The organism is Nocardia abscessus NBRC 100374 (genome assembly GCF_000308455.1).
Lineage (GTDB): Bacteria > Actinomycetota > Actinomycetes > Mycobacteriales > Mycobacteriaceae > Nocardia > Nocardia abscessus.
Window position 1 is genome coordinate 1 of record NZ_BAFP01000093.1, and the last position, 14,189, is coordinate 14,189.

The window sequence follows — 14,189 nt, forward strand, 5'->3', positions numbered from 1 at the left end:
GCGCGTAGCGCTCGCGCGCTGCCCGCCACGCCGCGGGGCGGGCGGAGGCGGTGCCGGCGGCTCCTCCTCCTCGTCATCGACGTAGCGGGGGATGACGGTCGTGTCGTCGTCGTAGTAGTCGTCGCCGTCGTCGTGTTCGCCCCAGGCTTGGTCGTCTCTCCGGTAACGCCGATCAGCTTCGCGCTGTCGGAACAGTTCCTCGGCCCGCGCCCACCGATCCGTCATGCATCGTCCCCGGGCGACGCAGGACGTCCCGCTTCCACCGACCTCAACACCGCACTCCGTTCGTCCAACCATCCTTGCAGGATCGACACGGCCGCCGCCTGATCGATCACCTGCCGCTGGCCACGCGCGCGAACTCCGCTGTCCCGCAATGCACGTGCAGCTGACACCGTAGTCAAACGTTCGTCGGAAAGCCGGACCGGTACCGGCCCGACGGCAGCCCGCAATCGCTCAGCGAATGCGCTGGCCAGCGTAGCTGCAGTCCCCTTCTCCCCGCGTAATGTTCGCGGCAATCCGACGATTACCTCGACTGCCTCGTACTCCCGCACAATTTCGGCAATTCTTTCGATATCGGGTGCGGGCGCCGAGCGCCGCGACTGTTTCGCGCGTGGCACCGTCTCCACCGGCGTGGCGAGAATGCCGTCGGGATCGCACGCGGCGACCCCGATCCGGACACTGCCGACGTCGACGCCGATCCGCCTGCCCCGACCGGGATCGGTGGCGGGATGCGGCCGGTCGGCGCCGCGCTGCGCCGACCTCTCCGGTTCCGCGGAGTCGCCCATCACCCGGCGAGTTCGGCCACCCGCGCGCGGACCGCGGCCAGGCCCGCCGGAATGCCGGACGGGTCCGAACCCGCGCCCTGAGCCATCTCCGGCTTGCCGCCGCCGCGTCCGGCGATACTCGGACCGAAGCTGCCGACCAGATCGCCTGCCTTGACGCCGAGCTCCTGGGCGGGCTTGTTCACCGCGACGACGAACGGCACCTTGCCGTCCGCGTTGCCGAGCAGCACCACCACGGCGGGCTCACTGCCGAACCGGCCGCGGATATCGGTGGCCAGCGTGCGCAGATCGCCCGCGGGCACGCCCTCGGGCGCGGCCACGGCGACCAGCAGCAGACGGCCGATCCGCTCGGCCTCCTCGACGAACTTGCCCGCCGAGGACAACACGGCGGCCATCTTGGTGCGCTCGAGCTCTTTCTCCGCCACCTTGAGCCGCTCCACCAGCTGCTCGACGCGACCGGGCACCTCCTCGGAGGGCACCTTCAGCGCGGAGGCGACACCGGCCAGCAGGGCACGCTCCTTGGCCAGGTACTTGTAGGAGTCCAAGCCGACGAAGGCCTCCACACGGCGTACACCCGAGCCGACCGACGACTCACCGAGCACCGTGATCGGGCCGATCTGCGAGGAATGCTGCACGTGGGTGCCACCGCAGAGCTCCATCGAGAACGGGCCGCCGATCTCCACGACGCGGACCTCGTTGCCGTAGTTCTCGCCGAACAAGGCCAGCGCACCCATCTGCTTGGCCTTCGGCAGATCGGTGACGAAGGTGTTCACCGGGAAGTCGGCGCCGACCGCGTCGTTGGACACGGCCTCGATGTCGGCCTTCTGCTGCTCGGACAGCTGGCCCTGCCAGTTGAAGTCGAAGCGCAGGTAGCCCGGCTTGTTCAGCGAGCCGGCCTGCACGGCGTTCGGGCCGAGCACCCGCCGGAGGGCGGCGTGCACCATGTGCGTGCCGGAGTGGCCCTGGGTGGCGCCGCGCCGCCACGCCGGGTCGGCTTGGGCGAGCACGATATCGCCCTCGGTGACCTGGCCGTGCTCCACGGTGGTCTTGTGCACCCACAGCTTCTTGGCGATCTTCTGCACGTCGTTGACCCGCAGCTTCAGCCCCGATGAGGCGGTGATGGAGCCGCGGTCGGCGATCTGGCCGCCGGACTCGGCGTAGAGCGGGCTGCGGTCCAGGATGACCTCGACGTCCTGGCCCACGGTCGCGGTGGGCACCCGTACGCCGTCGGCGATCAGGGCGAGCACGGTGGCCTCGGAGGTCAGCTCGTCGAAGCCGGTGAACTCGGTGGCGCCCCGGTCGACCAGCTCCTTGTAGATGGTGAGGTCGGCGTGGGCGTGCTTGCGGGCCTGGGCGTCCTCCTTGGCGCGCTTGCGCTGCTCGGCCATGAGCGAGCGGAAGCCCTCCTCGTCGACCGACAGCCCGGCCTCGGCGGCCATCTCCAGCGTCAGGTCGATCGGGAAGCCGTAGGTGTCGTGCAGGGTGAAGGCGTCCGACCCGGCGATCGTGCTGCCGCCCTCGGCCTTGACCGCGGCGGCGGTGTTGTCGAACAGCGTGGAGCCGGTGTTCAACGTCTTCAGGAACGCCGTCTCCTCACCGACCGCGACGGTCTCGATCCGGCGGAAGTCGGTGGCCAGCTCCGGGTAGGACGGGGCCATCAGGTCGCTGACGATCTTCATGAACTCGCCCATCACCGGCTTATCCGCGCCGAGCAGGCGGGCCGAGCGCACGATGCGCCGCAGCAGGCGGCGCAGCACGTAGCCGCGGCCGTCGTTGCCGGGGTTCACGCCGTCGGCGATCAGCATGGCGGCGGTGCGGGCGTGGTCGGCGATCACGCGGAAGCGGACATCGTCCTCGTGCTGGACGCCGTAGGAGCGCCCGGTCAGCTCCTCGGCCTTGTCGATGATCGGGCGCAGCAGGTCGGTCTCGTAGACGTTGTCCACGCCTTGCAGCAGCAGCGCGATCCGCTCGACGCCCATACCGGTGTCGATGTTCTTCTTCGGCAGCGACCCGACCGGCGGATGCCCCAGCTTCGGGCTCAGCTCGCCGCGGACGTCCTGCATGAACACGAGATTCCAGATCTCGAGGTAGCGGTCCTCGTCGGCGACCGGACCACCGTCGCGGCCGTGCTCGGGCCCGCGATCGTAGTAGATCTCCGAGCAGGGCCCGCCGGGACCGGGCACGCCCATATCCCAGTAGTTGTCCTTGCCGTCGCGGAACTGGATGCGCTCCTCGGGCATGCCCGCGACCCGTTTCCAGATCTCGGCGGTCTCCGGGTCGTCCTGGTAGACGGTCACCCAGATCCGCTCGGGATCGAACCCGTAACCACCCTCGTCCTGTGGCTTGGAGATCAGCTCCCAGGCGAGGGTGATCGCCCCCTCCTTGAAGTAGTCGCCGAAGGAGAAATTGCCCGCCATCTGGAAGAACGTGTTGTGCCGCGTGGTGACGCCGACCTCTTCGATGTCGCCGGTCCGCACGCATTTCTGCACGCTGGTGGCGCGCGGGTACGGCGGCGCTTCCTGACCCAGGAAGTACGGCTTGAACTGGACCATGCCTGCGTTGACGAACAGCAGGTTCGGGTCGGCCAGGATCAGGGAGGCACTCGGCACCTCGGTATGGCCGGCACGGAGGAAATGGTCCAGGAAACGCCGTCGAATCTCGTGGGTCTGCACGAATACCCAGCCTACCGGTGCCGCGCACGCGAATTTCATCGACCGGGGCTGCCCGCGCGTCCCGGCGACCGGCCTGCGAACCGGTCTCGCGGCGGTCAGCCTCGGACGATGCGGCGCAGCTTGTCGACTCTGGGGCCGATCTCGCGTTCGTGGCCATGGTCGGTGGGGTGGTAGTAGTCGACACCGACCAGTTCGTCGGGCGGGTACTGCTGGGAGAGCACGCCGTCCTTGTCGTCGTGCGGGTACTTGTAGCCCTGGGCGTTGCCGAGTGCCGCCGCGCCCGGGTAATGACCGTCGCGCAGGTGCGACGGGACCACGCCCGCCTTGCCCGCCGCGACGTCGGCCATGGCCGCGCCGATCGCGGCCACGACGGCGCCGGATTTCGGGGCGGTCGCCAGGTGGATCGTGGCCTGCGCGAGCGCGAGGCGGCCTTCGGGCAGGCCGACCAGCTGCACCACCTGCGCGGCGGCGGTCGCCGTCTGCAGCGCCGTCGGGTCGGCCATGCCGATGTCCTCGCTCGCGTGGATCATCAGCCTGCGGGCGATGAAACGCGGGTCCTCCCCCGCGCTCAGCATGCGCGCCAGATAGTGCAGCGCGGCGTCGACGTCCGAACCGCGGATGGACTTGATGAACGCGCTGATCACGTCGTAGTGCTGGTCGCCTGCCCGGTCGTAGCGGACCGCGGCCTTGTCCACGCTGGCCTCGACCAGGTCCACGTCCACGGTGCCGTCGAGCGAGGATTCGGCCGACGCTTCCAGGGCTGTCAGCGCGCGGCGGGCATCGCCGCCCGCGATGCGCACGATGTGGTCGAGCGCGGCCTCGGTCACGGTGTACTCGCCGGCGAGGCCGCGCGGATCGGTGATCGCGCGGGTGAGCACCTGGCGGATGTCGCCTTCGGTCAGCGAGCGCAGTTGCAGCACCAGCGAGCGCGACAGCAGCGGTGACACCACCGAGAACGACGGATTCTCCGTGGTCGCGCCGACCAACAGCACGATCCGGTTCTCCACCGCGGCGAGCAGGGCGTCCTGCTGTGTCTTGGAGAAGCGGTGCACCTCGTCGATGAACAGCACGGTCTGCTCGCCCGCCGACACCCTGCGCCGGGCCAGGTCGATGACCGCGCGCACCTCCTTGACGCCCGCCGACAGCGCCGACAGCGCCTCGAACCGACGACCGGTGGCTTGCGAGATGAGCGCGGCCAAGGTCGTCTTTCCCGTGCCCGGCGGGCCGTACAGCAGCACCGAAGCGGCGCCCGAACCCTCGATCAGCCTGCGCAGCGGCGAGCCGGGACCGAGCAGGTGCTGCTGGCCGACCACCTCCTCCAGCGCCGCCGGACGCATGCGCACGGCCAGAGGCGCACCCGCGTCCCTGCGCACCACCGTGTCGATCGAATGCTCCGGGGGCACCGCGGCGCCGGGCACGTCGAACAAACCATCGCTCACCCGGAAAACGTTACCCAGCCGCACCGACAGCACGACATGCCGTGCCCACGCGGCGGTCGCGCGGCCCCGACCAGCACGGAGACGGGCCGAGTTGCGAGCCGCCGTCACTTCGGTTGGGATCGGTACCCGTGCTGGAAAACGCGCCCGTTTCAGATCCCTCGTCCGTTCCGCGCTTCGCTCGGCGCACACTCTTGGCGGGCACCGCGGCCGCCGCCGCCGCCACCGCGGTACGGGGCGCCGGACGCGCCGCAGCCGCCACCCAGGTTTTCCGGCACGGCGTTGCCTCGGGCGACCCGCTCCCCGATGGCGTGATCCTCTGGACCCGCGTCACCGTCTCCGACGACGCCGCCCCCGGCTCGGGCCTGGGTGACCCGGCGACCGTGCGCTGGGAGATCGCCGCGGACGACCGGTTCGCCTCGATCGCCGCATCCGGAACCGCGACGGCCGCGGCGGAGTCCGACCACACCGTCAAGGTCGACGTCTCCGGCCTCGCGCCGGGTGTGGAGTACTTCTATCGCTTCAGCGCACTCGGGGAGACCTCCTCGGTGGGTCGCACCAAAACCGCGCCCGCCACCGCGGACACACCGGACCGCCTCCGATTCGGCGTGGTCTCCTGCTCGAACTGGGAGGCGGGCTACTTCGGCGCCTACCGCCACCTGGCCGCCCGCACCGACCTGGACGCGATCGTGCACCTGGGCGACTACATCTACGAATACGGCCGGGGCAAGTACGGCGGCCGCAACGGCACCGTGCGGCTGCACGAACCGGCCGACGAGATCGTGAGCCTGGCCGATTACCGCGTCCGCCACGCGCAGTACAAGACCGACCCGGATCTGCTCGGCCTGCACGCCACGCTGCCGTTCATCTGCACCTGGGACGACCACGAATCCGCCGACAATTCCTGGTCCGGCGGCGCGAACAACCACGATGCCGCCGACGAGGGCGACTGGGCCGACCGGCGCGCCGCCTCCGCCCGGGCCTACCTGGAATGGATGCCGGTCCGCGCGTCCGGGTCCGGCGCCGACGTGCGGATCTACCGCAGGCTGCGCTTCGGCACCCTGGCCGAACTCGCCATGCTCGATCTGCGCAGCTACCGCGACCAGGAGGCGAAGCCCGGAGCGCACTGGCGGGAGGCCGACGATCCGGCGCGCAGCCTCACCGGCAAGGCTCAGATGGAGTGGCTCACCGCGGGCCTGGCGTCGGCGCCGGTGCGGTGGAAGCTGGTCGGCAACTCGGTGATGATCGCTCCGCTGGTCTTCCCCCCGCTGGAGCCCGCCACCACGGCGGCGATCACCAGCACCGTGGGCCTCCCGCAGGCCGGCCTGTCGCTGAACGGCGACCAGTGGGACGGCTACACCGCCGACCGCGCTCGCCTGTTCCACGCCATCCTCGACCAGCAGATCACCGACGTGCTGTTCCTGACCGGCGACATCCACTCCTCATGGGCCGCGGATCTGCCGGTGGACGCGGCGAACTATCCGGGCGGGGCGACGGCGGGCGCCGAGTTCGTGGTGCCGTCGGTGACCTCGACCAGCATCGGCGACCTGCTCCGGGCGAACTCCGCGCCGCTGGCCGCATCGCTCGCGACGGTCAACCGTCATCTGCGCTACGTGGAGCTCGATTCGCACGGCTACGGCGTCCTGGAGGTCACCGCGGACCACGCGCAGATGGATTGGTACTACCTACTGAACGTGGCCGACCCGAATTCCGGTGTGCGCCACGGCGCTTCGTTCGCCGTCCGTTCCGGGGGACGGATCGAGCCGCGGCAGGTCCCGCTCGGCTGACCGACGCGGGAGATCACTCCCCGCCGGCGCATCCCCCACCGCCGCCGTATCCTCCGCCGCCTGCGGAGTAGTCGTTGGATTTACCCTTCCGCCACTGCCGACCGCGGGCTTCTTTGCTGAGCTGGGCCCCGGCCGCGCGGGCACGAGTCGTCGTGTCTTCGCCGCTCCGGCCGCGGGCCTTGTTCCGTCGCACGATCACGACGCCGAGCACAGCGGCGACGACTCCGATCGCGAACACGACGAGCGGTAGGTAACCCACCCGGTACTCCCTCTTCCCCGCGCCCGCTCTCGCCTTCGATCGAGCGCTCCGAACTGTCATTGTGCCGGGCGCGCAGGGGATTCACATCCGGTGTTCCGGAATCGCGGAACCACCTCGCGGTTCAGCGGAGGCCGCCGGAAACGACGCTCGGCGGTCGGTACGCACGCCACGAAGCCGGGTTCGCCGCGGCCGCTCGCGTCAACGCCGGGTCCGGCCAACGCCCGTCCGCGGAAGAAGATCTACTCCGACCAGCGCTCTTCCAGCATCGCGGACACGTCCTCGGCGAAATCGCCCACGATGTCGTCACCCGTGCACCGCGCGTCTTCGGCGAGTGCGGCCCAGCGGTTGATCAGCGCCGCCGAGCGCGGTACCGACAGCCCGTGCTCCCTGGCGGCCGCGATGCGCGTGTGGTCGGCGGGCAGGAACCAATAGGTGGACAGCCAGACCCAGATCAGCCTGGCTTCCAGGATTCGTTCGTCGAGCTGCTCGTCGTCGGCCAGCGCGGGCCAGACGCCGACGACCTCCGCGCGCCACGCCTCCACCATCTGCTTGGCGCGTTCGCGGGAGAGTTCGACATCGCACAGGCAGCCGGGGAAGGACACCAGGGCGTAGGCGATGTCCAGGGTGGCGTCGCGGAATCCGCCCCACTCGTAGTCGAGGAAGCGAGCGCCCTCCTCATTCAAGATCACATTGTCCGGGCACAGGTCCGACGGGCTGAACGCCCGGAAGCGGCCCGCGGAGTACAGCCGATTGCCCCGCACGATCCGCTCGGCGATCTCGCCGGGCACCTCGATGCCCAGTTCGCGCTGCAGCAGTCCGGGAACCTCCGCGATCGCCGACTCGGCCTGCTGCGCGATGCCGTCCACCCGGTGCACCACGTCCACCCGGCGCAGCAACGCGACGAAGTCCGCCTCGCGCCCGACAGTGGCGGCGTGCATCCGGCCCAGCGCCTGGGCGAACGCCATCAGGGCGTTGCGGGCCGCGGTCTCGGTGCCCGACCGCAGCACGGCGGTCAGCAGCGAGTTCTCGCCGAGGTCGCTGAGGATCAGCAGGCGGTCGGGAAGGCTGTGCGCGATCAGGTACGCGCCCGGCCGGTGTTCCCGGCTCAGAGCGGTGGTGAACTGGTAGGACACCGCCTCGCGGAGGAAAGCGGAATCGATGCTGGCCACCCCGGGCGCCAGCCCTCCGGTCCGGCGATCTTGGGCGGCTCCGCGAACCTGCTTGATGATCAGGGTTCGCGGTAACGAGAATGCGTTCTCCGCTACACGCACGCGTAGGACCGTCGTCCTACCACTACCGCTGAGTTCGATCGGATCGCTCAGCTTTACCGGAGCACCCATTCGCTTTGTGAGCAACTGTTGCGCTGCGGACACGACTTCGGCGGCGCGTTCGGCCAATAGTGCGGTCATCGACTCTCAAGCTACTCGCATCCGGTCACTTCTAGCGAGCGGTTACACAACCTTTCCGCGTCGCTCGGCGTGTCTCCGGCGAGGTCGGAGCGCGACCGCAGGTCGCTTGACACCTCGACAGCGGTCGGGTTTTCTCATCGTCAACTGCCATGCGCCACACCGCAAACCAGTTGAGTGGAAAGGTCTACGCATGACCGAAACACCGCCCCCCGCACCCAAACCATCAGCTGGCGGCGCTACCTCCCCGAACGACGACGAACGCTTCGCGCCACGGCCGGGCCGACACGAGAGCCCGCATCCGCAGGCACCTGGTCCCGGGACCGGCCATCCCCGCCACGAGATGGCGGGTTCGTCCGGATATCCGCAGTTCGAGGGCCCCGGCGCGGCACACTACGGCAGCGAACCGCTGGAGCCGCCCCCGCCGGTGGGCGCCCCGCATCCCAGCTACGGTCCGCAGGGCACCGGGCCGGGGTGGGCGCCGCCCGGCCCCGCGCAGGCGCAGGAGCCGGTCTACGGCTACCAGCAGGTCCAGGTGGGTTCGAGCTCGCTGGACGTCGGTCAGGCCATCAGTTACGGCTGGGCGAGGTTCCGGGCCAATCCGGGGCCGTGGGCCGGGGTGACCGCGGTGGGCCTGGTCATCTACCTGGCGTTCCTGCTCGTCGTGCAAATCGCCGACCCGACGACGATGCTGCCACTGCTGCTCATCTTCCTGGCGGTCATGGCCGCGGTCTGGCTGCTGCAGGCGGCCATGGTGCGCGGCGCGCTGTACGAGGCCGACGGCACGCCTCCGCCGTTCGGCGCCTACTTCCGCTTCGTGAACGCGGGCAACGTGCTGCTCACCGCACTGCTGGCGTTCACACTGACCTTCATCGGCTCGGCGATCTGCCTGCTCCCCGGTCTGATCGCCGGCTGGCTGTGCATGTTCTCGCTGCATTTCGTGGTCGACCAGGACCAGGGTCCGTTCGAGGCGCTGAAGTCCAGCTTCACGCTGGTGGTCGCCAACGCTTGGCAGGTGCTGCTGCTCGCGCTGGCGGTGCTGGTGGTGACCTTCCTCGGCCTGCTGCTGTGCGGGTTGGGCCTGCTGATCGCGGGCCCGGTCGCCACCATCGCGGTGACCTACGCCTATCGCACGCTCACCGGCGGCACCGTCGCGGCATACTGAAGCGCGGTCATCCGCCGATCCGAGCGCGTGTCCCGATCCACCGCGTGAAACGCCCCACCGGTCCGGCCTCGCTGCCCGCGCGAGGCCGGAGGGCGAGTACCAGGATCCCGGCCACGACGATGCCCGCCATGTTCACGGCCAGCTGCCCCGCGGACAGAAACGCCACCCGCCACTCCCCCAAAGTCGCCGCGACGACGGCGAATCCGGCCGCGGGCACGGTGGTCACCGAGATGAACACGCCGACCAGCGCGGCCGATTTCGCGGTCACCAGCGACAGCATGCCCGCCGCGCCCGCCAGTAGTGCGACGACCAGGGAGAACGGCCCGACCTGGTAGATGAAGTCGACGTCGTCGATGCTCGACACCCCATCGATGGTGATCCAGCCGACCTGCCGCCACACCACTGTCGCCAGCAGCGTGACGACCATCGCCACCGGAAAGCCGACCGCGAGCGCGAGCACCGACCGCCGGACCAGCGAAAAGTCCCTGCGCACCACAGCGACCGCGAGGGCGGCCAGCGGCCCGAACTCCGGACCGACGACCATGGCGCCGACGATGGTCACCGGCGAATCGGTCGCGACGCCGACGGCGGCGAGCAGGCAGGCGATCGTGAGGAACGCCAGGAACGTCGCGCTGATGCTCGACTCCTCGTGGGTCTGCGCGAGCAGTTCCTCCCACACCACCGCGTCGCTCGGATCGCCGGGCGCCTCGTGCACCGCACGCTCACCCGCGTCCGACAGCACCGTCTCGACCGGTGTGAGTGTCATACCGCCGGACCGGCAGACGCCCAGCGCGGTCAGATCGTCGATTACGTCGTTGGCGGCCTCTCGAGCCACGTCCGCCTGCACGAGATCGCCCTCCGGCTCCAGCGCGACGCCGCGTGCCAGGGTCACGTGCGTGACCCCGGGATCGGCGGCAAGCACCTCGAGCGCCGCGTCGGTGATCTCCGGCGGGCTGATCATGCGCAAGTGCAACAACGGATTCCCTCGCGATCGGCGTCCTCGAGCAGGGACACGGCTGACCAAAAGGTACCGTTCGCGGGGTTGCTCCGTTACGACGCGGTCGCGGCGTCGGCCGCCTTCTTCTGCTCCGGCTTGGCGTCCAGGCCCGCCTCTTTGCGCTGCTGCGCGGTGATCGGCGCGGGTGCGTCGGTCAGCGGGTCGACGCCGCCACCGGTCTTCGGGAACGCGATGACCTCACGGATCGAGTCCTCTCCCGCCAGCAGCGCGGTGACCCGGTCCCAGCCGAAGGCGATGCCACCGTGCGGCGGAGCGCCGAAGGCGAAGGCGTCCAGCAGGAAGCCGAACTTCTCCTGCGCCTCCTCCTGACTGATCCCCATGACCTCGAAAACGCGTTCCTGCACATCGCGGCGGTGGATACGAATCGACCCGCCACCGATCTCGTTGCCGTTGCAGACGATGTCGTAGGCGTAGGCCAGCGCCGAGCCCGGATCGGCGTCGAAAGTGTCCAGCGACTCCGGCTTCGGCGAGGTGAAAGCGTGATGCACCGCGGTCCACGCGGAGTGGCCCACCGCCACGTCGCCGCTCGCGGTCGCTTCGACGGTCGGCTCGAACAGGGGCGCGTCCACGACCCACACGAACGACCAGGCGTCCTCGTCGATGAGCCCGACCTTGCGGGCGATCTCGACACGCGCCGCGCCGAGCAACGCACGCTGCGCCTTCGGTGCGCCCGCGGCGAAGAACACACAGTCACCGGGGACCGCGCCGACGTGCTTGGCCAGCCCCTCGCGCTCGGCTTCGCTGAGGTTCTTGGCGACCGGGCCGCCGAGCGTGCCGTCCTCGTTCACTAGGACGTACGCCAGCCCCTTGGCGCCGCGCTGCTTGGCCCATTCCTGCCATGCGTCGAGCTGTCGCCGCGGCTGGCTCGCGCCGCCCGGCATGACCACCGCGCCCACGTAGGGCGCCTGGAACACCCGGAACGGGGTGTCTGCGAAGTAGTCGGTGCACTCGGTGATCTCCACGCCGAAGCGCAGGTCGGGCTTGTCGGTGCCGAAACGGCGCATGGCCTCGGCGTAGGTCATGTGCGGGATCGGGGTCTGGATCTCGTATCCGATCAGCTTCCACAGCGCGACCAGGATCTCCTCCGCCAGCAGGATCACGTCCTCCTGGCGCACGAAGCTCATCTCGATGTCGAGCTGGGTGAACTCCGGCTGGCGGTCGGCGCGGAAGTCCTCGTCCCGGTAGCACCGCGCGATCTGGTAGTAGCGTTCGATGCCGCCGACCATCAGCAGCTGCTTGAACAGCTGCGGACTCTGCGGCAGGGCGTAGAAGCTACCCGGCTGCAGGCGGGCGGGCACCAGGAAGTCGCGCGCGCCCTCGGGCGTGGACCGGGTCAGCGTGGGAGTCTCGACTTCGACGAATTCGTGGCGGGCGAGCACCTCACGGGCGGCCGCGTTCACCCTGGACCGCAGCCGGATGGCGTGCGCCGGGCCTTCGCGGCGCAGGTCCAGGTAGCGGTGCTTCAGGCGCGCTTCCTCACCGGGCTGCTCGTCCAGCTGGAACGGCAACGGAGCGCTCTCGTTCAGCACTTCGAGCTCGGTGACGTTCACCTCGATGGCGCCGGTGGGCAGTTCGGGGTTCTCGTTGCCGCTCGGCCGCGGTTCCACGGTGCCGGTGACGCGCACGCAGTACTCGGCGCGCAGCCGGTGCGCCTGTTCGGCGGGTTCGCCCTCGCGGAAGACGGCCTGGGCGACGCCCGACGCGTCGCGCAGATCGATGAAGATCACCCCACCGTGGTCACGCCGCCGGGCCACCCAGCCGGTGAGAGTGACGGTCTGACCGGCATGCTCGCTTCGCAGCGAACCAGCCAAGTGGGTGCGCAGCACGGGATTCCTTTCGACGACTCGGCACCGGGCTCGGTGTGACCAGGTGCGAGACCATCGTAGTGAGACACATTCCCCGAGTGGAAACCGATATCACCGCGCCCGTGCCAAGCTGTACCCGCGGAGTGTGAACCGGGGCTCGTACGACCGAGGGCTGTGTGACCCCGACGGACAAGCGAGAAAGCGACGACGATGACCTTCAACGAGGGCATGCAGATCGATCCGGACCGCGTTTCCTCCGGCGGTCCGGGCATGGGCGGCAAACTCGCGCTGGGCGGCGGCGCGGGCGGACTCATCGTGCTGGTACTCACGCTGCTGATGGGTGGCGATCCCGGCTCCATCCTCGGCAATTTCACCGGCGCGCCCGGCCAGACCCAGACCCAGCCCGGTACCGAGGGCACCCCGAGCCATTGCAGGACCGGCGCGGACGCCAACAAGTACGTCGACTGCCGGGTGGCGCTCACCGCGCAGAGCCTGGACGCGGTGTGGTCGGCCGAGCTGCCGAAGCAGGCAGGCAAGCGCTATGTCGAGCCGAAGGTCGTGCTCTTCTCCGGCGCCACCTCGACCGGCTGCGGCAACGCCACCAGCGATGTCGGCCCGTTCTACTGCCCGGTCGATCGGACCGCCTACTTCGACACCAGCTTCTTCCAGGATCTGGTGGATCGCTTCGGCGCCAGCGGCGGTCCGCTCGCCCAGGAATACGTGGTTGCGCACGAGATCGGCCATCACATCCAAAACCTGCTCGGCGACCTCGGTCGCGCGCAACGGGATCCGCGCGGGCCGGAGTCCGGCGCGGTGCGTACCGAACTGCAGGCCGACTGCTACGCGGGCATCTGGGCGCATTTCGCGGACCAGCAGCCGGCGCCCGGCAGCGACCAGCCGTTCCTGAAGCCGCTGTCGGACAAGGACGTCGCGGACGCGCTGTCGGCGGCCGCGGCGGTCGGCGACGACCGCATCCAGCGCGCGGCGCAGGGCCGGGTGAATCCCGAAGCCTGGACGCACGGTTCGTCCGAGCAGCGCCAGAAGTGGTTCCTCACCGGCTACCGGACCGGTCAGGTCCGTGCGTGCGACACGTATTCGGCGCAGGATCTCAACAATCCGCCCACCGTGCGGTAGAACCGGATCGGATCCGACACAGCGCGCCGGTACCGCCAGGGCCGGCGCGCTGTCATGATCTACGGCAGTCCGCCTGCGCCGCAGGCGAACACGGACAGCACCGGAAGATGGGATCGATGCGAGTAACGAAAGCTGTTCTGCTGGTTGTGCTGCTGATCGTCGCGGCGGGCTCGGGCGCCGCCACGGCCGACCCGGCCCTGGATCGCCCCAGTGCGCTACCGCCGATCGCCGCACCGCTGGCACTGTTCACGCTGACCACCATTCCGGATGGTTGGCAGGCCCGGACCGATCTCCGCCCACAGCTGGAGATCTTCACCGACGGCCGTGCGGTCAGCAGCCCCGATGCCGTGGCCGCCGATCGCCGTCCCGAGACCGCGCCGAAGCGGATCGACGGTCACATTCCGCCCGACGTGCTCAGCGCCGCGCTGGCCGAGACCAACGCACTGGCCGCGGCGGACCTCGGCGTGCCGAAGCCCATTGATCAGAGCAGCCGGATCATCGACTACATGCCGCAGTCACCGGCTCAGGATGTGCATCTGGTGGTGTACTCACCGGAAACCACCGAGGGGCTCGGCGGCGAGCAGCAGGCCGCACGCAAGCGTTTCGCCGACCTCTACAAGAAATTGCTCGACGCGTTCGTCCAGGACAACTGATATTCGCTCGTCACTCGGCCCGAACGGCCACGATCCGTTCGGGCCGGGTGCCGCGCGGGGCACCCGGGGACC

General features: G+C 69.7%; 11 protein-coding genes and 1 pseudogene. 4 read left to right on the plus strand and 8 right to left on the minus strand.

The features are described from left to right. The 4 genes and pseudogenes from ON19_RS18535 to ON19_RS18550 all read right to left on the minus strand — a co-directional run. Positions 1-225: pseudogene (locus ON19_RS18535) on the minus strand (endolytic transglycosylase MltG); the annotation flags it as partial. Beyond that, positions 222-785, minus strand: a complete 564-nt coding sequence (gene ruvX, locus ON19_RS18540) for a Holliday junction resolvase RuvX (protein WP_043694062.1) — start codon at positions 783-785, stop codon at positions 222-224. The pseudogene ON19_RS18535 and the gene ruvX, both read right to left, overlap by 4 nt. Beyond that, the gene (gene alaS / locus ON19_RS18545; RefSeq protein WP_043694117.1) at positions 785-3,454 is read right to left on the minus strand and encodes an alanine--tRNA ligase; all 2,670 of its coding nucleotides are present in this window, start codon (positions 3,452-3,454) and stop codon (positions 785-787) included. The genes ruvX and alaS overlap by 1 nt, the downstream gene beginning before the upstream one ends. 95 nt (positions 3,455-3,549) lie before the next feature. After that, positions 3,550-4,893 (minus strand): replication-associated recombination protein A, encoded by a 1,344-nt coding sequence (locus tag ON19_RS18550; RefSeq protein WP_086006663.1) that lies wholly within the window; start codon positions 4,891-4,893, stop codon positions 3,550-3,552. A 128-nt stretch (positions 4,894-5,021) separates the two neighbouring features. Between ON19_RS18550 and ON19_RS18555 the strand changes: the two genes are divergently transcribed. Continuing rightward, positions 5,022-6,677: an alkaline phosphatase D family protein gene (locus ON19_RS18555; protein ID WP_227954692.1), complete on the plus strand. Its 1,656-nt coding sequence runs from the start codon at positions 5,022-5,024 to the stop codon at positions 6,675-6,677. A 13-nt stretch (positions 6,678-6,690) separates the two neighbouring features. Here ON19_RS18555 and ON19_RS18560 read toward each other — a convergent pair whose 3' ends face one another. Then, the gene (locus ON19_RS18560; protein WP_043694064.1) at positions 6,691-6,936 is read right to left on the minus strand and encodes a hypothetical protein; all 246 of its coding nucleotides are present in this window, start codon (positions 6,934-6,936) and stop codon (positions 6,691-6,693) included. Between the two features lie 239 nt (positions 6,937-7,175). Then, positions 7,176-8,345, minus strand: coding sequence for a phosphotransferase family protein (locus ON19_RS18565; protein WP_043694066.1), 1,170 nt, complete (start codon positions 8,343-8,345; stop codon positions 7,176-7,178). Between the two features lie 190 nt (positions 8,346-8,535). Here ON19_RS18565 and ON19_RS18570 point away from each other — a divergent pair, with 190 nt between their 5' ends. Then, positions 8,536-9,507, plus strand: a complete 972-nt coding sequence (locus ON19_RS18570) for a DUF7847 domain-containing protein (protein ID WP_043694068.1) — start codon at positions 8,536-8,538, stop codon at positions 9,505-9,507. 7 nt (positions 9,508-9,514) lie between these two features. On the opposite strand, the gene ON19_RS18575 is transcribed toward ON19_RS18570, so the two are convergent. Beyond that, complete coding sequence (locus ON19_RS18575) at positions 9,515-10,483, minus strand: DUF389 domain-containing protein (RefSeq protein WP_083899469.1); 969 nt, start codon at positions 10,481-10,483, stop codon at positions 9,515-9,517. 74 nt (positions 10,484-10,557) lie between these two features. Continuing rightward, on the minus strand, positions 10,558-12,351 hold the full coding sequence (gene aspS, locus ON19_RS18580) for an aspartate--tRNA ligase (RefSeq protein WP_043694071.1): 1,794 nt from the start codon (positions 12,349-12,351) through the stop codon (positions 10,558-10,560). 189 nt (positions 12,352-12,540) lie between these two features. Between aspS and ypfJ the strand changes: the two genes are divergently transcribed. Both ypfJ and ON19_RS18590 read left to right on the plus strand, forming a co-directional pair. Continuing rightward, the gene (gene ypfJ, locus ON19_RS18585; RefSeq protein WP_043694074.1) at positions 12,541-13,464 is read left to right on the plus strand and encodes a KPN_02809 family neutral zinc metallopeptidase; all 924 of its coding nucleotides are present in this window, start codon (positions 12,541-12,543) and stop codon (positions 13,462-13,464) included. A 116-nt stretch (positions 13,465-13,580) separates the two neighbouring features. After that, positions 13,581-14,117 carry a hypothetical protein gene (locus tag ON19_RS18590; protein WP_043694129.1) on the plus strand — a complete coding sequence of 179 codons (537 nt, stop codon included), beginning with the start codon at positions 13,581-13,583 and terminating at the stop codon, positions 14,115-14,117. The last annotated feature ends 72 nt before the right edge of the window (positions 14,118-14,189 follow it).

Coding starts and splice junctions, on each gene's coding strand:
- ON19_RS18570 (WP_043694068.1), top strand. CDS start 8,536: ATGACCGAAACACCGCCCCCCGCACCCAAACCATCAGCTGGCGGCGCT.
- ruvX (WP_043694062.1), bottom strand. CDS start 785: ATGGGCGACTCCGCGGAACCGGAGAGGTCGGCGCAGCGCGGCGCCGAC.
- ON19_RS18565 (WP_043694066.1), bottom strand. CDS start 8,345: ATGACCGCACTATTGGCCGAACGCGCCGCCGAAGTCGTGTCCGCAGCG.
- ypfJ (WP_043694074.1), top strand. CDS start 12,541: ATGACCTTCAACGAGGGCATGCAGATCGATCCGGACCGCGTTTCCTCC.
- ON19_RS18590 (WP_043694129.1), top strand. CDS start 13,581: ATGCGAGTAACGAAAGCTGTTCTGCTGGTTGTGCTGCTGATCGTCGCG.